Origin of the sequence: Daejeonella sp. (assembly GCF_044348475.1) — a bacterium.
Taxonomy (GTDB): domain Bacteria; phylum Bacteroidota; class Bacteroidia; order Sphingobacteriales; family Sphingobacteriaceae; genus Daejeonella.
Map to the genome: position 1 here is coordinate 74,403 of NZ_JBIKSU010000001.1, position 21,892 is coordinate 96,294.

Below are 21,892 nucleotides of genomic sequence, written 5' to 3' on the forward strand. Positions count from 1 at the left end.
AAAGGCTATAAATAAAAAAATCGGGCATAGGCCCGATCTTTTTCAATCCTGTAAATTTTAGATTATCCGAGGTAAGATTTCAAAATCTTACTTCTAGAAGTATGGCGTAAACGCTGCAAGGCTTTGTCTTTAATTTGACGAACTCGCTCACGAGTCAGGTTGAATTTTTCACCGATTTCTTCAAGAGAAAGCGGATGATTTGTACTTAGCCCAAAGAATAAAACTATTATTTCACGTTCTCTTTCAGTTAGCGTTGACAATGAACGTTTAATCTCTTCAGATAAAGATTCATTGATCAAATTACTGTCTGTATTGGGATCACTGTTCTCAAGAACATCTAGCAATGTATTTTCTTCTCCCTGTACAAATGGCGCATCCATAGAAACATGGCGCCCAGAGTTACTTAATGTGTCTGAAATTTTTTCAACGGTTGTTTCTAGATTCTCGGCTAATTCTTCAGGAGATGGCTCACGCTCAAACTCCTGCTCAAGTCTTGAAAAAGCTTTACTTATCTTACTCAGTGAACCTACTTGATTCAAGGGCAAACGAACAATTCGAGATTGCTCTGCTATAGCCTGTAAAATTGACTGACGAATCCACCAAACAGCATACGAAATAAACTTGAACCCTTTGGTTTCATCAAAACGTTTTGCTGCTTTGATTAGTCCAAGATTTCCTTCATTTATCAAATCACCCAAGGTAAGACCTTGATTCTGATATTGCTTTGCCACAGAAACCACAAAACGCAGATTGGTTTTTGTTAAACGCTCTAGAGCTGCCTGATCGCCCTCTCTAATCTTTTGGGCTAGAATTACTTCTTCTTCGGCTGTAATTAGATCTACCTTACCAATTTCGTGCAAATACTTGTCTAGTGACTGAGATTCACGATTGGTAATCGATTGGGTTATTTTGAGTTGTCTCATTTATGAATAAATACGCTGTATTAAAGTGTGCAAATTTAAAAAAAATCTGCAAGCTAAGCGATTTTTTTATCGAAAAATAACTGATTTTTAAGAATTTAGCAATAATTTGTAACATTTCATGCTCCACAAAAATCATTCCACATATCCTATTTTTGAGATAATAAACAATATTTATTAAATCAATTTTTAATAGATCAAGCTATGTCAGATTTCTATCTCTAAACCAGACATCATCTGGTAGCGGATTATACTTCTCCATTAATGCAACAAGGCTCCCAGGATTATCATGAGATAAAACTAATTCACGGTTAATTGGCTTCAGGAATTTCTGATCAACCATCCTATCCATCTGTAAAAGTAATGGATCGTAAAAGCCACCTACATTTAATAATCCGATGGGGTTATTATGAAGGCCTAATTGCAACCAAGTAAGCACCTCAAAAAACTCTTCCATGGTTCCAAATCCACCAGGCAAAGTTATTATGCCATCAGAAATGTCAGCCATTTTTTGTTTTCGCTGATGCATATTTTCGGTAATAATCAGCTCTGTAAGTCCGGTATGACCCACCTCCTTATCCATCAAAAACTGTGGGATAACGCCAATAGCTCTTCCACCACGAACCAACATTGCATCTGCAATAAGGCCCATTACACCAACCCTACCTCCGCCAAACACTAAGGTGATATCTTTCTGTACAAAAACATCAGCTAAATCTTCTATTGCCTTAAGCAACACAGGATCCCCATTAAAATTTGCCCCACAGAAAACAGAAATTGATTTCATTGATTAGTGGTTAGTAGTTAGTAATTAGTGGTTAGTGGTTAGTAGTTAGTGGTTAGTAGTTAGTGGTTAGTAGTTAGTGGTTAGTAGTTAGTAATTAGTAAAGATTTGTATTATTTAATTTAGCTTTCACCTTTTGGCTTTCACCTTTTAGCTTTTACCTTTCGCCTTTTAGCTTTTGGCTTTCACCTTTTAGCTTTTAACTTTCAGCTTTCGCCTTTTAGCTTTTAACTTTCAGCTTTCGCCTTTTAGCTTTTAACTTATAACTTTTCAGCTTTCAGCCCCCAATTACCTACTATAATTCGGAGCTTCTTTAGTAATTGTAATATCATGAGGATGGCTTTCGCGCATTCCAGCTGCCGTAATTTTAACAAACCTTGCATTTTGAAGATCATCAATTGTTGCCGCACCGCAATATCCCATACTCGCTCTTAAGCCGCCAATAAGCTGATACATTACCTCTGCAAGAGACCCTTTGAAAGGCACTCTACCAACAATACCTTCAGGAACCAATTTTTTAATGTCATCTTCTACATCCTGAAAATAGCGATCTTTTGAACCTTGTTCCATGGCTTCAATTGAACCCATTCCGCGGTATGATTTAAACTTTCTGCTCTCGTAAATAATGGTCTCGCCAGGCGATTCTTCAACTCCAGCAAATAAAGATCCCGCCATGATTGTACTGGCACCTGCAGCAATTGCTTTTGCAATATCCCCAGTTTGTTTTATACCTCCATCGGCAATTACTGGTACACCCCTGCCCTTAAGTGCTTTTGCACACTCATATACTGCATACAATTGTGGAACACCAACACCTGCAATAATTCTGGTTGTACAAATAGAACCAGGTCCAATTCCAACCTTAACAGCATCAGCACCTGCATCGGCCAATGCAATAGCAGCCTCGCCGGTTGCAATATTTCCAACAACCACCTGAAGTTCAGGATATTTTGCTTTTACATCTTTCAATTTTTGAATAACCCCTCTAGAATGCCCGTGTGCCGTGTCAATAGTGATTACATCTACTCCGGCTTTAACCAATGCATCTACTCGCTCAATAGTATCTGGGGTAACTCCAACTGCTGCACCAACCCGCAATCGTCCATGCTCATCTTTACATGCATTTGGAAAATTTTTGAATTTCTGAATATCCTTAAATGTAATCAAACCGGTTAAATAACCTTGTTTATCAACTACTGGAAGTTTCTCAATTTTATAATCTTGCAGAATTTCTTCTGCTTGCTTTAAGGTTGTGCCCTCTGGTGCAGTAATCAAATTTTCACTGGTCATCACATCCTTTACCGGGCGTTTCATGTCTTTTTGAAAACGAAGATCACGGTTAGTAATAATCCCTACCAATTTTCGGTCTGATGAGATAACCGGAATTCCACCGATCTTATAATCTTTCATAATCAGAAAGGCATCTGAAACCAAGGCATTTACATCAAGGGTTACCGGATCCTGAATAATTCCACTTTCAGAACGCTTTACCTTACGCACCTCTTCTGCCTGCTGCACAATACTCATATTTTTATGAAGCATGCCTATTCCACCGGCTTGAGCAATTGCAATTGCAAGACCCGATTCTGTAACCGTATCCATAGCAGCCGAAACAATAGGAACATTCAGTTTTATTTTACGAGTAAAATAAGTGCTGGTATCAACATCACGTGGTAAAACTTCGGAATAAGCTGGGATTAATAGTACGTCGTCGTAGGTTAGGCCTTCTGCAACGAATTTTTCTGGGTCTAGATGCATAGCAAATAATTGAGGGGTTATTACTTGCCAGGCAAATGTAGAAATAAATATTGAAAAACCGAATTTGGATTTGAACTAGAAGTTATGCTATCTAATTCGAAGCGTATAACAGGCAATCGAATCAGATAGTTCAACATCATTTCTTTCCAACAATCACTTTTTCAAAAGAATTAAAATTTAAATATTGATTAGCAAGTGCTTGAACTTCATTAGGGCCAATATTTCTTACTGTATTGATATAGTTCTTATAATAATCATAGTCGAGGCCTGAGAAATAAACATTTTTAAATTTATCGGCATGAGATAGTGCATTTTCTAAACTTCCTAACATTGAACCCAGCATATAATTCCTAACCAAAGCCAATTCACCTTCAGTTACAGGCTGCTCTTTTAATAGTGTGATTTCTTTTTCGATTTCAGTTAATGTAGCAGAACAAACCTCTGCGCCTACCTCTGAAGCAATAAAAAAGTATCCGGTATTTTTCAATGAAACCAATGCAGAACCAATACCATAAGTAAATCCCTTATCCTCACGGATATTGGCCATTAATCTAGAACCAAAATATCCTCCAAAAATTGTATTTAAAACCTGAAGCCCAGGAAAATCAGCATGTTTCCGGTTAATTGATACTTGTCCAATTCGGATGGCAGATTGCAAGGCATCTGCCCTTTCCAGAAAATGCTCTTGGCCAGAACCCATGGCAAATGTGAATTCATTCTCCTTTACATCAATTGAATTATCCCAATCGGTACCAAAGTATTTGTCAATGAGCGTAATCGTATCCTCATTCACCTTCCCTGATAGGATAACTGTGCAATTTTTTGGCTGGTATGCCAACTTAAAATAGGCACTTAACTGATCTCTACTCAACTGATCATAATCGGCAGCTGCAATATCATAGCCATACAGCGTATCGCCAAACAAAACGTGGCTAAATGTTTTACGGCTCAAGAAGTCGTTTTTTTCTAAACTTACACTCAGCTTTTGCTTTTGATTGCGTATCAGGGTATCCAGTTCAACTTGCGGAAAGATGGAATCTGAAATAATAGCCTTTACAATGGGTAAGGTATTTGCCAGATGCTTGTTTAACGTAAATAAAATTACCGTTGAATGATCATTGGCATATTCAGTTTGAAGAAATGCGCCATAGTAATCAATTTTGTCAGCAATTTGGGTTGAACTAAGCTCTGAAGTACCATCATTCAACATGGTATTTGTGGCGAATGTTTGAAGTGGTTTAGCAGAATCATAATTAGTATTAGAGAAGATAAATTCTATGCGAACAAGATCTTGCTCTCCCCCATCAATACTGAATAGTTTTAATCCATTAGCCAATACCAGAGGTTTAGCCCTGATCAGCTCTATATTGTCAACTTCACCATAAACCGGGGCAAGTGCTCTGTTAATCATATTAATTAGCTAAATAGTATAAAGTAGATGAATTTTCTTTCCGGAATATCTGTTTTGCCTGCAATCGAATTTCTTCAGAATTTACATCCAGGTACTTTTGCGTTTCTAAATTCAATTCATTGGCATCTCCAAGCAGTTCGAAATAGGCAAGGTTCATTGCTTTGTCAAGCAAGCTCATTTCAGAAAAGACCATGGTCGATTCCATTTTGTTCTTAACCTTTGTGAGCTCTGCATCTGGAACTAATTCGGTGCTGATCCTGTTTAACTCCTCCCATATTGCGGCTTCAGCAACATCCATAGATACTCCCGGCAGGGGCTTTCCTTCAACAACAAACAATCCAGCATCTAAACTACCCGTGAGATAAGCATTAATGTCACTAAATAACTTCTTGTCTTTTAATAAATTACGAAACAATCTAGACGAGTTACCTCTTGAAAGAATATCTGAAATCAGATCAACCGCGTAATAACCTTGCTGGGTTCTTGCAGGCATATGAAACACTTTATATAATGCATCTAAAGGTACATTCGCTTGAACGGTCTCTTTTCTTTCGTTGGTTTGTACGCCTTCTGTAGGCAATATTCGTGGTATTTTTTTACCTGCAGGAATAGTTCCAAACCATTTTTCAGAAAGCCTTTTTACTTCTTCAAGTTTAACATCGCCACCCACTACCATGATGGCATTTGAAGGGTTATAGTGACGGTTAAAAAAGGCTTTAACATCATTAATAGTTGCATTTTCTATGTGATCAAGCGACTTGCCAATAGTTGCCCATTGATAAGGATGCTGCTTATAAGCCATTGGCCTTAATTTAAGCCATACATCACCATAAGGTTGGTTTAAATACCGTTGTTTAAACTCTTCGCAAACCACATTTCGTTGTACTTCCAAGCTTTTTTCAGAAAAAGCAAGGCTCAGCATTCTGTCGCTTTCTAGCCAAAAGGCAGTTTCAAGATTAACAGAAGGAAGCGTAATGTAATAATTGGTAATATCATTGCTTGTGAAGGCATTATTCTCACCTCCTACTCGCTGCAAAGGTTCATCATAAGATGGAATATTAACAGAGCCCCCAAACATAAGATGTTCAAACAAATGGGCAAAGCCGGTTTGATCAGGATGTTCATCTCGGGCACCAACATCATACAGAATATTGACAACCGCCATTGGGGTTGTGGGGTCTTCATGTACCAGTACTTTTAGACCATTTGCAAGCGTAAAGCGTTCGAAAGAAACCATAAATTAGATAAAAATTTAGAAAAACAAGTTTACGAAATTTTTAGAGCAGAATGAACGTCTTGTCATCTTATTAAAGAGCAGAAATGTCAGTAAAATGCAAGAAGAAAGCATAAAATAATATATTGATTGTCATATTGGTCAATTTACTAATTGACTAGTACCTTCCTTAACAAATTCTCTGTTATATTTGACAATGAATACTTCTGAACTGCTATTACGAGCGGCAAATTTTGAATTTCTTTCTGCTGATGAAGGTTTATTCCTTTTCAAAAATGCATCAACTGCTGACTTGATGTATACTGCCAATGAGCTTCGCAAAAAGCAGGTTCCACACAATAAAGTAACTTGGATCATTGACCGGAATGTAAATACAACCAATGTTTGTATTGCCAATTGTAAATTCTGCAATTTTTTTAGAAGGCCAGGTCATGATGAAAGCTATATCACTGATATTGAAACTTATAAGATCAAGATCGAAGAAACCTTCCGTTTTGGAGGCGATCAGCTTTTATTACAGGGCGGGCATCATCCTGATCTGGGTTTGCAATTCTATGTCGATCTTTTCAAACAACTCAAGCAATTATATCCTACCCTTAAATTACACTCTTTAGGCCCACCTGAAATTGCTCACATCGCTAAACTCGAAGGCATTAGCCATACCGAGGTATTAAAGGCTTTAATGGCCGCAGGCCTTGATTCATTACCCGGTGCGGGAGCAGAAATATTAAATGATAGGGTTCGCCGGTTGATTTCAAAAGGCAAATGTGGCGGGCAAGAATGGCTGGATGTGATGCGTGCTGCGCATCAATTAGGATTAACTACCTCAGCAACCATGATGTTTGGACATGTAGAAACGCTGGAAGAACGTTTTGAGCATTTGGTTTGGCTGCGCGAAGTGCAGGCAGAAAAACCAGCCGATGCTAAAGGTTTTATCGCCTTTATTCCATGGCCTTTTCAGGATGATGGTACGCTGCTTAAGAAAGTAAGAGGCATCACCAATCAGGTAACTTCTGACGAATACATCCGGATGATTGCCTTGAGCCGTATCATGCTACCCAATGTGAAAAACATTCAGGCCTCTTGGTTAACGGTTGGAAAGCAGGTTGCCCAGATCTGTTTGCATGCCGGCGCCAATGATTTTGGCTCAATCATGATCGAAGAAAATGTAGTTTCTGCCGCTGGTGCCCCACACCGCTTTACCTCGCAAGGCATCCAGGATTCGATACGCGAAGCAGGGTTTGAACCTCAGCTCAGAACACAGCAATATGAGTTCAGAGATTTACCTGAAATGACTGAACAGCAGGTGATTGGGTACTGATACTCAAAAAAATATACCGTTTACTCATTTTTATTGGATTTATGTTTCAATTACAAATATTTTAGTAAGTATACGTAATCACTATAATATGTCAATAAACGCACTTATAGTTGACGATGAAGAATTTTCACGTCAATCCCTATATTTCCTCCTTGGCGAGCATTTTCCCGAGGTCAAAATAAAAGGCATAGCTCAATCAGTTGCAGAAGCAAGAAAAATGCTAAAAACAGTTGAAATTGATTTAGTTTTTCTTGACATAGCTATGCCAAATGAAGATGGATTTAATCTATTACCAGACCTGCAAAAAGTAAACTCATTTGTCATTTTTACAACTGCATTTGATCAATATGCATTAAGAGCACTAAAGGCTAGTGCAATTGATTATTTATTAAAACCCATTGATATTGACGAACTAAAGAATGCAGTAATAAAGGTTATTAAATTGAAAACCCGAAATGGAAATGACCAATTAATATCTGATAATATCAAAGCACAACTCAACAGTCTTGAAGAAAATCTCAGCGATATCAAAAAGATCAATAAGATAAACCTTTCACATTCAAATGGATTTCAAATTCTCAATATCAATGAAATTATTTATGTTTTAGCAGATAGCAATTATTCAATTTTTCATCTTGAAAACAATCAAAGCATCATTGCATCAAGACATCTTAAAGAATATGAAGAAATCCTTAAGAATTCGGGTTTCAGCAGGATACATAAATCAACTATAATTAATTTGAAACATCTGAGTGATTATACCAATAAAAATGGTTTGATAGTAAAACTATCAGATAATTCAGAGCATGTAGTTTCTAGGAGAAGGTCTTCTGAATTCCTTGAAACCGTGAGGAATTATTTTAAACATTAATGCATTTATATCGACATATTTCTAAAATACCTACCGTTAACAGAATATAATATACCGTTTACTAAGTTTAAAATATTTTGGGACCAAATTGATTTACTATTGATTTAACATAACCTGAAAAAAATTATTCTATTAAAGATGCAAATTTTACATAGGGGTAATATTAATACTGGTTATTAAAAGGCGGTTGAAACGTTTGGGGCGTTTCACCGCCTTTATTACTTTATTAAAAAACTTGTTTATAATTTAATATTAGTTCAATCGTTAATTCAATTTCATTAAATTTTTCTTTGAATCAAATCTAAAACTTGCGAAGTTGAAAAACAAAGTCTTAATCACTGCCTCATCAGTAACATTGCTTCTAGTTATATTTTTTTTTACTAATTATTTATTCAAACCAACAAGTTTGTACAAAATGTCCTTTGAAAATATTTTCAGGACATTATCAGCAGAATCTAATTTAGTTGACAGTACCCGAATCAATAAGCTGAACAAAACAGCATTTGATCTACGCCTTGAGAATCCATCAAAAACGATTATTCTTGCCGATAGTAGCTTAAAATTAGCAATAATTGCAAATTACATTTCAGGAATTGGCGAAGCATATAGAGTAAAAGGAATTGGCTACTCTAATCTAAACGATATTGAACAGGCTGTAAAATATTATATCGAGGCCTTAAAATACTTCAGAAAAAAAAATGATAAAATAAAACAGGCAAGGGTTTATAATAATATAGGTCTTCTATATAGAGAAATAAATCACCAAAAAGCATTGTTTTACTTTAACAAGGCATTAGATATATCTAAAAAACTCAATAATAAGGAATTAATAGCTGGTCTATATTTTAATATTTCATACGTCTTAAGCAAGGGAAAAGATACTAATAAGGCAAAATTATATCTTGAAAAGAGTAACGAAATATTTAAAAGTTTAGAAGATACAATATCTATGATATTATACTACCAAAACTTAGGAGTTTTGAATCTCAAAATAAATCAATTAGAAAAAGGAAAAAAAGCTTTATTTAAAGCCAAATCAATGGCAAAAGGTCGCAACTTATATAAAATTTTAGTTGGCACCAATTTAACATTAACATCGATTTACATAAAAGAAAAAAAATTTTATGAAGCAAAAAAAACAATAAAAGAAGGAATTTATTACTCAAATATTTTAAAAGATTCAAAAATTCAATACAATTTCATATACAACTTATATCAAATCGAAGAGGCACAAAACAATCATAAAAAAGCTTTACAATACTTAATCAAACTTCATAAAATCGATAGTTTACTTCTGTCAAAAAATCAGACTGATAATATTGGCAAGACTTCCAGCTATTACATTCAAAAACAAAAAATACAGGAAAACGAACTAACCATATCTAAACAAAAATATAAAGAAACATTGTTTTGGTGGATCCTTACAATTATTTTTTCGTTAGTTCTAATTATCTCTATAATAGGAGTAGTTATCTATTTCGAATTAAAAAGAAAAAGAAAAAAGAAAGACATTGAGACTGCAACTAAGATAATATTGCTTGAGCAAAAAACTTTGCAGGCAATGATAAATCCGCACTTCATATTCAATATTTTGACCACTATCCAATATTTTATTAATAAGAAAAATATACAAGAAGCTAATAAAATACTTGCTATTTTCTCCCGATTAATGCGAAAACATCTTGAGCTATGCTTAAAAATTTCTATCACACTTATGGAAGAAATTGAATATCTATCTTTATATCTATCACTCGAAAAGATTAGGTTTACCGAAAAAATGGAATACAATTTTACCGTAGGTAATAATATCGATGTAGAGGAAATTGTTTTACCACCAATGTTAATTCAGCCATTCATTGAAAATGCGATATGGCATGGAATTATGCCAAAAGATACAGGAGGAAGAATTGATATTGATTTTACTTGCGAGAATGATGTACTCCTAATAAAAATAACAGATAACGGAATTGGAATATCTAATTCAATTAAAAATAAAATTTCTGGGCACATTAGTCGTGGATTAGAATTAATACAGGAAAGAGTTGACCTTATTAATATGCTCAATAACAGGGATATCAGTATAAAAAAGATTCAGATGGGCAATTCTGGTACTGAAATTGTAATCCAAATACCTGTATAATATTAGGAAAGATCTATGATTTCAATTCATTAAACCTTGACCAATATAAAATCACGCTGGATTTTATAACTTAATTCAATACAAATGAATTTATATACTAATTCTGGGACAAACATTGATTTAAATTTCATTCAACCCACTGAATAACAATATTTACTTTAAACTTCAATTATATAATTGGTTATTACAGAAAATAAGTTTAGTCATTAAATATAATATCACTTAGCAAGATTCTGAATATCACTTCAATATTTTTAAATCATTTTTTAGGAATTTAATCCAATGTATTATGTTTGTCCATGACCCCAGATAAACCAACAAACCTAATCGAAGCATTAATCTTCGCTTCCGAAAAGAGCATTACTGCAGAAGAAATTCATCAGGTTTTAACTGAACTACTTGAAGAACCTCTTGAAATTAGATTCATTCTTGAAATGATTGAACAGATTAGGGCAAAATATCTGGAGCTTGACCTTGCCATAGAGCTTGTTCAGCTGAATGGTGGCTATCAGTTTCTGACTAAAAAAGAATACTATGGGGCAATTAATCAATTACAAATACAACGATCCAAGAAAAAATTAAGCCAAGCGGCACTCGAAACTCTATCCATTATTGCCTATAAACAACCCATCACCAAGCTTGAAATTGAACAGATCAGGGGGGTTAATTGCGATTATACGGTTCAAAAACTTTTAGAAAAAGAGTTAATCAGTATCAGTGGAAAAGCCGAAACCATTGGTAAGCCCCTTCTTTATACCACCAGCGGCTTATTTATGGATTATTTTGGGATTAATTCAACAAATGACCTGCCACAAATCAATGAGCTAATCACTGAAAATAATACGATTGGAGAACAAGCAGAATAAGAGATTGTTTTGTGAAATAAAAAATAAAAAAAGAAGAGCTGAAAATTCAAAATCTTATTAATTTTATATTCAATAAAAACACCATAAATAAAGCGTAATTTTCTACAGATGAAGTCGCCAAAAAAAACAACCACAAGCGAAGGGTCAGGCAAGAAAGCTGCTAAAGGCCCGGTGAAGAAGCAAACTAATTTGACTGATCCAAAGGAGTCATCACGTACTGTATTGGATGATGACGATGACTTTGACTTACAACTAGATGATGACATTCAGGATTTCGATAATTTCGATGATGAGGAAGACGATTTTTAATAAAATAAGTCCTAATCAACTATTCAGGCATTCAGTTCTCTGAATGCTTTTTTTATTTAATCTCCTTAAACCTTATGATTTTAAAAGAAGTTGATCATCCCCAAACGGCTGCCGAATTTTTAGATGTAGCACGTGAGCTTTACAGAAATGATAAGTTCTGGGTTTGTCCCCTTGATAAAGATATTAAAGCAGTCTTCGATCCAAAACTAAATAATTTTCATAGTCATGGGTCATGCACCAGATGGGTATTAAAATCTGATGATGGAAAACTAATTGGTCGAATTGCTGCATTCATCAATGAAAAAAAAGCCTATCAACCACAACAGGCAACCGGAGGTATCGGTTTTTTTGAATGTATTGATAATACAGAAGCTGCAACATTATTATTTGATACCGCACAACAATGGCTTTCTGCAAGAGGGATGAAAGCGATGGATGGGCCCATCAACTTTGGCGAGAATGACAGCTTCTGGGGGCTATTAATTGAGGGCTTTACTACTCCCTCTTATGGCATGAATTATCATCACTCCTACTATAAAAAATTATTTGAAGATTATGGATTCACTGTTCTTTATGAGCAGATTACGAATCATTTGGAGGCAAAAAAGCCATTCCCAGAGCGTTTCACAAAAATTGCTCAATGGGTTGCCAATAAACCAGGCTATTCGTTTAAGCATTTAGAAGTTGGAAAACTGGAACAATTTGCAAAAGACTTTGCAGAAATCTATAATGATGCCTGGCAGGATTTCGAAAATTTTGTTCCACTTGAAACCCAAGGCATTCTTGAAAGTTTCAATAAAATGAAAACGGTGATGGATGAAAAACTAATCTGGTTTGCGTACATCAATGAAGAACCCGCATCAGTAATTGTTATTATTCCAGATGCAAATCAAATGATCAAAAGCTTTAATGGAAAACTTGGTCTGATTGAGAAGTTAAAATTTTTATACTACCGGTGGAAAGGAGTAAGCAGAATGCGCGCAGTAGTGATGGGTACTAAAAAACAATTTCAAAAACTTGGATTAGAATCTGCTTTATTTATTAAGCTCAAAGAATATGTTATTCCATTGAATCAATATGAAGAATTGGAATTATCCTGGGTAGGCGATTTCAATGATAAAATGTTATCTATCCACGAAGCAACAGGTGCAACGCTTGGAAAAAAACATGTTACATTAAGAAAAATATTCTAATAAAAAAGGGGCTTTCAAATGAAAGCCCCTTTTTTATTATTTTCTAATCTCATATAAATCGATAATCTTCTTCTGTAGATCAATGATTTCTGCTTCACGTTCATGAAGCTTCTGGGTAAGCGTATCAACTTCCAAATCATAGTTCTGCTGATCTTCGGCATTATTTGTATCAAGCAATTGAACTACAGTCATTTCAAACAATTTCGATATTTGCACTAACCTAGATAAATTGATATCTGTAATTCCAGTTTCAATTTTTGAAAATGCTGGAATAGAAATTCCTAGTTGCTTAGCTACGTCTTCCTGGCTCCAACTTTTTTGATGTCTAAGTAAGCGAATCTTTTTTCCTAATGTTTGCATGGGGATTGTTTTTATAGATAGATGTTAGATATATGTTTATATAGATTCAATAAAATTAATAGGATTTAACCAAAAATCATAGCCTTGTTAATTTATTTTCTTTAAAAATTAATAAAACTCAATTATTTTCTTCAGCCTTTAATATTATTCAATTATATAACTGAATCGTGACAAAACAAAGTTTTTAATATAAATAACTTCAATTTAATAGCTTATTTTACTCTGCATTAAATTATTTTTCAATCAATTAATATCCATACTCTACTATTCGCAACATTGCAAAAAGTTGAAATTAAAACAGGAAACAAGAAATTTATTTGGAGAAGCAGATAATTTCAGAAATTTCCACTATCAGAATTTAATTTTTTTCTTAAAATATAAAAATTTAATTTAAATAAGAAACTCAAACTTGGCAGAAACCCAGTTATTCAGCTCTAGATGTTGTTTAAAAATAAATCCAATTGAAACACATTTTTCTTTAATTATGGTCAAATCAGGCTCTTGATAAAAGCCACTCAAAAAGAGTATTGCGCCTGGTTTTGCTACCTCAGAATAACGGTTTAATTGATCAAGCAAAATATTACGATTTATATTAGCCAGAATAGTATCAAATTTCTGACTAGGAATCACTTCTTTAGATCCGCATAAAACCCGGATATTATTAATTCCGTTAATTTCCGAATTTTCAATTGTACTCTCAAAACAAATCTCATCAAAATCAATAGCTAAAACTTCTTTTGCGCCCATTTTTGAAGCCAGTATTGCAAGAATTCCAGTACCGCATCCCATATCCAAAACGTTCTGTCCTTTGAAGTTTTCGCCAAGCATGAATTCCATCATCAGGGCAGTAGTTTGATGATGGCCAGTCCCAAAAGCCATCTTCGGGTCAATAACTATCTCATATTCATACTCTGGATGAGATTCATGAAATGTTGCACGAATGTAACAGCGATCAGCAACTTGAAGAGGCTCAAAATTACTTTCCCATATTTCATTCCAATTTTGATGAGGAATACGTTTAGCAGCGAATGTAAATGAGAACATATCACCATAAACCACCATTAATTGATCAATTACATCTGCATTGAATTCTGAAGAAGGAATATAAGCTTTGAAACCGGCATCAAAATCTTCAAAAGTATCGAAGCCGATTTCAGATAATGAATTAATCAGTAAATCTTTATGAAACTCTTCTGTAGTAGAAAGATTAAATATTACTTCGCTGTAAACCATTAGTCATTCAATGCTTTGATAATATCCACAAAATCACGGGCCTTTAATGAAGCGCCCCCAATCAATCCGCCATCGATATCTGATTTTGCAAAAAGCTCTGAAGCATTTTTAGGGTTACAGCTTCCTCCATATAGAATTGTCATATTGTTTGCCAGATCCTGATCGTATTTATTGGCCAATAAGCTTCTTATAAAAGAATGGATTTCTTGCGCTTGCTCAGGGCTTGCAGTTAAGCCAGTTCCAATAGCCCAAACAGGCTCATAAGCAAGAATCATTTTGCTGTATTCTGCTCCTTGAAGATGAAATGAAGCTTCAGTAAGCTGCTCTTTTATCACTTCAAAATAGGTCGTGTTATTTCTTTGCTCTAGGGTTTCACCAATGCAAAATATAGGGGCCATGCCATTTTTTAGAACTGCATCAAGCTTTTGAGCCAATATAGAATTAGACTCAGAAAAATATAACCTGCGTTCTGAATGCCCTATTATGACATATGCTGCACCAGTTGAAGCAATCATTGAAGCTGAAACTTCACCTGTATAAGCTCCACTATCTGCTTGATGACAATTTTGAGCCCCAATTGACAAGTTAGTACTTGGGCCTACTAATTGTGATAAGCTACTCAAATGAATATAGGGCGAACAAATAATAACTTCCTGATCTCCCTTAACTTCTTCTTTAAGAAGTTGCTGAATTTCATTAAAAAGTTGAATCCCTTTTTCAAGGTCCATATTCATTTTCCAGTTACCGGCAACAATGTTCTTTCTCATTCTATAGTTTTCTCAATAAATTAAAATCTTCTGTATTTAACTGTTAGCTCAAAAATATGAGTTAAAATTTTTTGCTCCATTTCATTAAAATCAATATTTCTACGTGCAAAAACCTTCATAGCAGTTTCAAACATATTTTTTAATGAATAAACCTCACGGCCTTGGCTACCACCCCAAGAAAAATCAGGAACAAAGTTTCTAGAGAACCCCGATCCAAAAAGATTTGAACCAACTCCAACCACAGTACCTGTATTGAACATGGTATTAATCGAGCATTTAGCATGGTCTGCCATAATTAAACCACAAAACTGCAATCCGGTTTTTCTAAATTTTTCAGTTGAATAATCCCATAAACGCACTTCTGCATAATTATTTTTCATATTCGAATTATTGCTATCGGCACCAATATTACACCATTCACCTAAAACTGAGTTTCCTAGATACCCTTCATGACCTTTAGCAGAATTTGCAAATAGGACTGAATTATTGATCTCACCACCCGCTTTTGAGTGCGGACCAATTGTTGTCATTCCATAAATCTTGGCTCCCATTTTTAATAGTGCACCTTCGCACAGGGCAAATGGGCCTCGAATATGACAGCCTTCCATAATAATTGAATCTTTTCCTAAATAAATTGGCCCCGTTTTGGAATTAAATGTTGAACATTCGGCATCAACACCGTCCTCAACAAAAATCTGATCACCCAAAATAATATTCGTGTTACTCAGGCTGGCAGATGTTCGCCCTGTAGTCAATAACTCAAAATCTTTACGGATTTCTTGACCATTAAATGAAAAAATATGTTCAGGATAGGCAATTCTAGTAACAGAATTAAGGTATTCAACGCTTCTGTAAGAGGTAAGTTTATTTATATCGAATTCTTTTACTGCTGCTTCATTTAATTGAACAGCAATCAATAACTGATCATGAAAAAGAGCTTCGCCTTCTCTGATTTTAGCTATAGCATCTAATAAATTCTTATCCGGACAAATAGCAGAATTAATGAGAAGATTTTCAGCATCAATTTGGAGAGGGTATTTTTCCTGAAGGTAGTGTTCAGTCAGGTAGGAGATCTCTGAATTCAAATAACGTTTCCACTTATCTGCAATAGTCAATATACCTACTCTGAATTCAGAAACAGGCCTTGTAAACGACAAGGGCAATAAATTAGCACGAAACTGATCGTCAAAAAGAATTATACCCATTTAGCAAAAATAAAAAAAGTCCCGACCTAATGAGGCGGGACTTGTAATTATTATTTATAATAAAATTATTTTTTTTCGTAACGGGTACGGAATTTATCAATACGACCAGCGGTATCAACCAATTTCATTTTACCAGTGTAGAACGGGTGAGAGGTATGTGAAATCTCTAATTTAATTAGTGGATATTCATTACCATCTTCCCATTTAATACTTTCTTTAGTATCAATACATGACTTAGTTAAGAAAGAATATTCGTTAGACATGTCCTTGAACACAACTAATCTGTAATTTTTGGGATGCAATTCAGCTTTCATCTTCAATACTTTTTAAGAGGTGCAAATATAGGAAAAAATACAATTAGTAAAAAGTAATTTTTGAAATTATGTTGATCATCTGTTTTTATTTTGTCAAAACCCTTTGAGAATAAGCCTAGATGGTCTGTTTACAATTTATACGAGTTTATTTTATTTCCTGGCAAAGCTCTATTAATACCCCATGCGCAGATTTTGGGTGCACAAAACAAACCAGTTTATTGTCTGCCCCTATCTTGGGACTATCGCTTAGTAGTTGAAATCCATCACTTTTAAGTCTGGCCATTTCTTTGACAATATCATCAACTGCAAAGGCAATATGATGTATCCCTTCGCCTCGCTTTTGAATAAACCCATGAATAGAACTTTCATCTGAACTTGCTTCAAGCAGTTCAATCTTACTTTCACCTACTTTAAAGAATTCTGTGATTACCTGTTCAGAAACAACCTCTTCCGTTTTATAACTTTTACAACCCAATAGCCGCTCATACAAAGGCGAGGCATCTATCAAGCTTTTAACGGCAATTCCAATGTGTTCTATCTTGTCCATGATTGTATTAATATGTCATAAAAATGACCATTTTATCTATACCTACATAGACAAAATTGATAATTAGTGAAAAATATATTTTGTATCTTTGAATCAAATTAATCAAGACTATAAAATATTAAGAATGGATTTGCCTATATACCTAGATAATAATGCTACAACACCAATGGATCCACGGGTTCTTGATGCCATGTTACCCTATTTCAATGCAAAATTCGGGAACGCTGCCAGCAGGAATCATGCTTTTGGATGGGCTGCAGAAGAAGGCGTTGATTACGCACGTGAGCAGGTTGCAAAGTTGATTGGAGCAAATGAAAAGGAAATAATTTTCACATCAGGAGCTACTGAATCAGATAATCTTGCTATCAAGGGTGTATTTGAGATGTATAAAGACAAAGGAAATCATATCATTACCTGCGTTACTGAACACAAAGCAGTGATAGATGCATGTAAACACGTCGAAAAACTAGGAGGCGAAGTAACGTACCTTGGAGTTAAATCTGACGGACTAATTGACCTTGCCGAGCTAGAAGCTGCAATGACTGAAAAAACCATTCTTGTAGCAATTATGTATGGCAATAATGAGATCGGAGTTATTCAACCGGTTAGAGAGATTTCTGCAATTGCACATAAGCACGGGGCGCTGTTCATGACAGATGCTGTTCAGGCAGTTGGTAAAATACCGGTTGATGTAAATGCTGATGGAATAGATCTTATGGCATTTACAGGCCACAAAATGTACGGGCCTAAAGGCGTTGGAGCACTATATGTTCGACGTAAAAACCCAAGAGTTAAAGTTACTGCACAAATGGACGGTGGAGGTCATGAAAGAGGCATGCGTTCAGGAACTTTAAACGTTCCTGGAATTGTAGGTCTAGGAAAAGCAGCTGAAATTTGTAGGCTTGAAATGGATGAAGAAGCAAAACGTCTCTCTAAATTGCGCGATAAATTACAGGTTGCACTGACAGTTTTAGAGGAAAGTTATGTAAACGGTAATACCGATCATCGCTTACCTCATGTTGCCAATATATCGTTCAAATATGTTGAAGGTGAAGGCCTAATGATGGCAATGAAAGATTTAGCAGTATCTTCAGGCTCTGCTTGTACATCTGCATCATTAGAGCCGTCATATGTATTGAAAAGCCTTGGCCTATCTGATGACTTGGCACATTCTTCAATACGTTTTGGCTTAGGCCGATTCACAACAGATGAAGAAGTTGACTTTGCAATTGAACAAACTAAAAAAGCAGTTAATCACCTACGCGATCTATCACCACTTTGGGAAATGTTCAAAGAAGGAATTGACTTGGATAAAATTGAATGGGCAGAACATTAACAAGTTATAGGTAATAAGTTATAGGTAATAAGTTATAGGTAATAAGTTATAGGTTAGCTTCATTTCATAATAGCTTTTCATACCTCATGCTTCATACTTCATTCCTCAGATAACTGATAAAAGACAACTGATAAAAGACACTAAATATAAAAAATATGGCATACTCAGAAAAAGTAATCGATCATTACACTCACCCACGTAACGTTGGAACTCTTGATAAAAGCAGTACTAAGGTTGGAACCGGCTTAGTTGGTGCTCCAGAATGTGGCGATGTGATGCGCTTGCAGATAGAAGTTGATGAAAATCATATGATCACTGATGCAAAATTCAAAACATTTGGATGCGGGTCAGCAATTGCATCTTCTTCTCTTGCTACCGAATGGTTAAAAGGTAAATCTATAGATGATGCAATGAAGATCGATAACATGGATATTGTAGAAGAACTTGCACTTCCACCAGTTAAAATACATTGTTCAGTTTTAGCTGAAGATGCGATCAAGGCAGCAATCAATGACTACCGTGTAAAAAATGGTTTGGAAGCCTTAGAATCGGCTAAATCTCACCACTAAGAATCAATAGGGCTGACAACAGCATTGAATCTTAAGTAAAAATAAAAATGGTAACAATTACAGATAAAGCAAAAAACAAGGTTGAACAATTGATGTCTGAAAACGAACTCGATAAGAGTTATTTTCTGCGTGTTTCTGTTCAGGGTGGCGGTTGTTCAGGCTTATCTTACAAAATGGATTTCGATAATGAAGAGAAAACCGGCGATCAATTTTTTGAAGATCAGGGTATTCGACTTGCACTTGACATGAAATCATTTCTCTACCTCGCTGGTACAGAACTTGACTTTTCAGATGGATTAAATGGCAAAGGTTTCAATTTCATCAATCCAAATGCATCCCGAACTTGCGGATGTGGTGAAAGTTTCTCCGTATAAATAATTGATAATCAATCTGTAAAGATCTTTTACAGAAAAAATAATAAAAGCAAAAGGCTCATGAATGAGCCTTTTGCTTTTATACAGGTAATCTGTTATACTTGTTAATTATAAATTTTTATTTTAACTCACAATGAATCAAATTACAAAGTCTACTACAGTACCTAATTTACTTAGGAATGTAGTCGGGTACGTTCACGATGAAAATACAACCTTTTTACTTCATAAAGTAAAGGAGAATTGGGTAGAGATCAGTTATAAACATGTATTAGACAACGCAGATGCTATTTCAAGTTATTTGCTTGAAATGGGAATGATTAAGGGTGACCGATTGGCCCTGATTATCGAAAATTCGGTTGACTGGATTTATTATGATCAAGGCCTTCAACAAATTGGTGGAGTGAATGTTTCTATCTATCCTACCCTTTCAGAAACTGAAATAGAATATATTCTGAACGATTCAGGAGCCAAGACTTTACTTGTAGGAAACCCTTTCTTATTCAGAAAAATATTAAAAATTGCAAATAATTGCCCCAATCTTCAGAGAATCATTCCTGTATTTGATGATTACCAAAAATACATTCCTGATTCAGAACTAAATGCAGGAGTGATTAGTTTAAAAAACTTAATTGAGGAAGGTGAAAAAATTTTAAATCAATATCAAAAGAAGATAGACAGCGCAAGAGAGGCCATCCTTCCAAGCGATTTAACATCCCTTATTTATACCTCTGGAACAACTGGAACACCGAAAGGAGTTATGTTAACTCATTCCAATTTCGTGCAAAATGTTAAAGTGTGTCTGGAACAAATACCAGTTATTAATAAAGATGATCTTTTTCTTTCCTTTCTTCCTTTATCACATGTATTTGAGCGTACAGCAACCTATCATGTATGTTGCGCAGTAGGTAGTAAAATAGCTTTTGCACAAAGCCTTGAGCTATTAGCAAAAAATATGGCAGAAGTTAAACCTACTGTTATGAGTTGTGTTCCACGTTTACTTGAGCGAATTCATGATAAAGCGATGAAAAATGGTACATCGGCAGGCGGAATTAAAACAAAGATTTTTTTATCGGCCATTGAAACAGGGAAAGAATTCCGAGAAGTACATGAAGCTGGAAAAAAGCCCGGTTTAATATTAGGTATCAAGAAGTCTATTGCAGAAAAGCTAGTTTTCAGTAAGATTAAGGAAAAAACTGGTGGTCGTTTAAAGTTCATGCTTTCTGGTGGAGCAGCCCTACCTAAAAATGTGGGAGAATTTTTCGGAAATCTGGGCATAAAGGTTTTAGAGGGATTCGGACTAACAGAAACCTCTCCGGTTATGGCCGTAACTGAATATCACCGCCAGGTTTATGGGACTGTTGGCCGCATTATCCCAGGCATTGAAGTTGCTATTCAGGATGTAGAAAGCAAAAAAATCATCACTATTCAAACCAATGAAAGCTTTGATGAGCACTTTGAATGTATTGAAGGTGAAATCATTGTGAGAGGGCATTGCGTGATGAAAGGATATTGGAATAAGCCTTCAGAAACTGCTGAAGTAATTGATAACGATGGCTGGTTCCATACAGGTGATATTGGTAGATATTATAAAGGTAATCTACAAATCACAGACCGAATCAAGAATATGCTGGTAAATGCCTATGGTAAAAATATTTATCCTACTCCAGTTGAAAACACCTACTTAAAGAGTCCTAAAATAGAGCAGATATTTCTAATCGGAGATAAAAGAGAATATGTAACTGCCATAGTTGTTCCTTCAAAAGAAGTTCTTCAGGAAACTTTTAACTTACAAGAAGAGTTCTTTCAGGAGCAAGATTCATTCATTAGGGATCAAAATATACTGGAATGGTTACATGCTGATATTCGCAAATATTCAAATGAACTGGCTAAGTTTGAACGCTTAAAATCATTTTTAGTGAAGCGGAATCCTTTCAGCATTGAAGAAGGAGAGATCACTCCTACTTTGAAAGCAAAAAGAAAAGTGATTGAGAATAAATATTCTGAGGATATTAATGATATGTATTTGCAGGAGACAGAAGCTGATTGAAAGCTAAAAGTAATAAGTTATAGGTTATAGGTTATAAGTATAAAGCTGAAAGTAATAGGTTATAGGTTATAGGTTATAGGTTATAAGTATAAAGCTGAAAGCTAAAAGTAATAGGTTATAGGTTATAAGTACAAAGCTGAAAGTAAAAAGCGAAATTTTGTTTAGTAAATATTAATAACGTCTAACCACCTAACCAACTGACAACTGATAACAGACAACTGATAACTGATAACAGACAACTGATAACTGATAAAAGGGGAAAGATTAAAGGAGGAAAGTGATCTAACTTCATTGAAAATTGCAGTTTTTTGTTCTTTCTTTTACAGGAGCTAA

The 21,892-nt window shown here is 35.0% G+C and carries 21 protein-coding genes; 10 read left to right on the forward strand and 11 right to left on the reverse strand.

Features of this window, described 5'->3' with window-relative positions:
* Positions 1-62 precede the first annotated feature (62 nt).
* From ACIQZ6_RS00360 to ACIQZ6_RS00380, 5 genes are all read right to left on the reverse strand, one after another.
* The gene (locus ACIQZ6_RS00360) at positions 63-923 is read right to left on the reverse strand and encodes an RNA polymerase sigma factor RpoD/SigA (protein WP_305365494.1); all 861 of its coding nucleotides are present in this window, start codon (positions 921-923) and stop codon (positions 63-65) included.
* Positions 924-1,122: 199 nt separating this feature from the next.
* Positions 1,123-1,707: a TIGR00730 family Rossman fold protein gene (locus ACIQZ6_RS00365; RefSeq protein WP_395807064.1), complete on the reverse strand. Its 585-nt coding sequence runs from the start codon at positions 1,705-1,707 to the stop codon at positions 1,123-1,125.
* A gap of 285 nt (positions 1,708-1,992) precedes the next feature.
* A complete protein-coding gene (guaB, locus tag ACIQZ6_RS00370) occupies positions 1,993-3,462 on the reverse strand; it encodes an IMP dehydrogenase (RefSeq protein WP_395807066.1) in 1,470 nt (489 codons plus the stop codon).
* 136 nt (positions 3,463-3,598) lie between these two features.
* Positions 3,599-4,873, reverse strand: a complete 1,275-nt coding sequence (locus ACIQZ6_RS00375; protein ID WP_395807068.1) for a M16 family metallopeptidase — start codon at positions 4,871-4,873, stop codon at positions 3,599-3,601.
* A 1-nt stretch (position 4,874) separates the two neighbouring features.
* Positions 4,875-6,110 carry a M16 family metallopeptidase gene (locus ACIQZ6_RS00380; RefSeq protein WP_395807070.1) on the reverse strand — a complete coding sequence of 412 codons (1,236 nt, stop codon included), beginning with the start codon at positions 6,108-6,110 and terminating at the stop codon, positions 4,875-4,877.
* Positions 6,111-6,303: 193 nt separating this feature from the next.
* Here ACIQZ6_RS00380 and mqnC point away from each other — a divergent pair, with 193 nt between their 5' ends.
* From mqnC to ACIQZ6_RS00410, 6 genes are all read left to right on the forward strand, one after another.
* Positions 6,304-7,428 (forward strand): cyclic dehypoxanthinyl futalosine synthase, encoded by a 1,125-nt coding sequence (gene mqnC, locus ACIQZ6_RS00385; RefSeq protein WP_395807072.1) that lies wholly within the window; start codon positions 6,304-6,306, stop codon positions 7,426-7,428.
* Positions 7,429-7,516: 88 nt separating this feature from the next.
* Complete coding sequence (locus ACIQZ6_RS00390) at positions 7,517-8,299, forward strand: LytR/AlgR family response regulator transcription factor (RefSeq protein WP_395807074.1); 783 nt, start codon at positions 7,517-7,519, stop codon at positions 8,297-8,299.
* Positions 8,300-8,615: 316 nt separating this feature from the next.
* Positions 8,616-10,439: a histidine kinase gene (locus ACIQZ6_RS00395; protein ID WP_395807076.1), complete on the forward strand. Its 1,824-nt coding sequence runs from the start codon at positions 8,616-8,618 to the stop codon at positions 10,437-10,439.
* 299 nt (positions 10,440-10,738) lie between these two features.
* Positions 10,739-11,305 (forward strand): SMC-Scp complex subunit ScpB, encoded by a 567-nt coding sequence (scpB, locus tag ACIQZ6_RS00400; RefSeq protein ID WP_395807078.1) that lies wholly within the window; start codon positions 10,739-10,741, stop codon positions 11,303-11,305.
* A 108-nt stretch (positions 11,306-11,413) separates the two neighbouring features.
* Complete coding sequence (locus ACIQZ6_RS00405) at positions 11,414-11,614, forward strand: hypothetical protein (protein ID WP_395807079.1); 201 nt, start codon at positions 11,414-11,416, stop codon at positions 11,612-11,614.
* A 74-nt stretch (positions 11,615-11,688) separates the two neighbouring features.
* A complete protein-coding gene (locus ACIQZ6_RS00410; protein WP_395807081.1) occupies positions 11,689-12,807 on the forward strand; it encodes a GNAT family N-acetyltransferase in 1,119 nt (372 codons plus the stop codon).
* A gap of 36 nt (positions 12,808-12,843) precedes the next feature.
* On the opposite strand, the gene ACIQZ6_RS00415 is transcribed toward ACIQZ6_RS00410, so the two are convergent.
* The 6 genes from ACIQZ6_RS00415 to mce all read right to left on the reverse strand — a co-directional run bounded on the left by ACIQZ6_RS00415 (position 12,844) and on the right by mce (position 17,233).
* Positions 12,844-13,167, reverse strand: coding sequence for a helix-turn-helix domain-containing protein (locus tag ACIQZ6_RS00415; protein WP_395807083.1), 324 nt, complete (start codon positions 13,165-13,167; stop codon positions 12,844-12,846).
* Between the two features lie 390 nt (positions 13,168-13,557).
* Entirely contained in the window at positions 13,558-14,400 is an 843-nt protein-coding gene (gene prmA / locus ACIQZ6_RS00420) for a 50S ribosomal protein L11 methyltransferase (RefSeq protein ID WP_395807085.1), read from the reverse strand.
* A complete protein-coding gene (gene tpiA, locus ACIQZ6_RS00425) occupies positions 14,400-15,167 on the reverse strand; it encodes a triose-phosphate isomerase (RefSeq protein ID WP_395807087.1) in 768 nt (255 codons plus the stop codon). Before tpiA ends, prmA begins: the two co-directional genes overlap by 1 nt.
* Positions 15,168-15,187: 20 nt before the next feature.
* Complete coding sequence (locus tag ACIQZ6_RS00430; RefSeq protein WP_395807089.1) at positions 15,188-16,372, reverse strand: GlmU family protein; 1,185 nt, start codon at positions 16,370-16,372, stop codon at positions 15,188-15,190.
* Between the two features lie 65 nt (positions 16,373-16,437).
* Positions 16,438-16,686 carry a type B 50S ribosomal protein L31 gene (locus ACIQZ6_RS00435; RefSeq protein WP_090697682.1) on the reverse strand — a complete coding sequence of 83 codons (249 nt, stop codon included), beginning with the start codon at positions 16,684-16,686 and terminating at the stop codon, positions 16,438-16,440.
* 145 nt (positions 16,687-16,831) lie between these two features.
* The gene (mce, locus tag ACIQZ6_RS00440; RefSeq protein WP_395807091.1) at positions 16,832-17,233 is read right to left on the reverse strand and encodes a methylmalonyl-CoA epimerase; all 402 of its coding nucleotides are present in this window, start codon (positions 17,231-17,233) and stop codon (positions 16,832-16,834) included.
* Positions 17,234-17,357: 124 nt separating this feature from the next.
* Between mce and ACIQZ6_RS00445 the strand changes: the two genes are divergently transcribed.
* The 4 genes from ACIQZ6_RS00445 (at position 17,358) to ACIQZ6_RS00460 (ending at position 21,559) form a co-directional block, all read left to right on the forward strand.
* Entirely contained in the window at positions 17,358-18,569 is a 1,212-nt protein-coding gene (locus ACIQZ6_RS00445) for an IscS subfamily cysteine desulfurase (protein WP_395807093.1), read from the forward strand.
* A 155-nt stretch (positions 18,570-18,724) separates the two neighbouring features.
* A complete protein-coding gene (gene iscU, locus ACIQZ6_RS00450) occupies positions 18,725-19,138 on the forward strand; it encodes a Fe-S cluster assembly scaffold IscU (protein ID WP_306551713.1) in 414 nt (137 codons plus the stop codon).
* A gap of 47 nt (positions 19,139-19,185) precedes the next feature.
* The gene (locus ACIQZ6_RS00455; RefSeq protein WP_395807095.1) at positions 19,186-19,512 is read left to right on the forward strand and encodes a HesB/IscA family protein; all 327 of its coding nucleotides are present in this window, start codon (positions 19,186-19,188) and stop codon (positions 19,510-19,512) included.
* A gap of 133 nt (positions 19,513-19,645) precedes the next feature.
* Positions 19,646-21,559: an AMP-dependent synthetase/ligase gene (locus tag ACIQZ6_RS00460; protein WP_395807096.1), complete on the forward strand. Its 1,914-nt coding sequence runs from the start codon at positions 19,646-19,648 to the stop codon at positions 21,557-21,559.
* Positions 21,560-21,892: the final 333 nt, after the last annotated feature.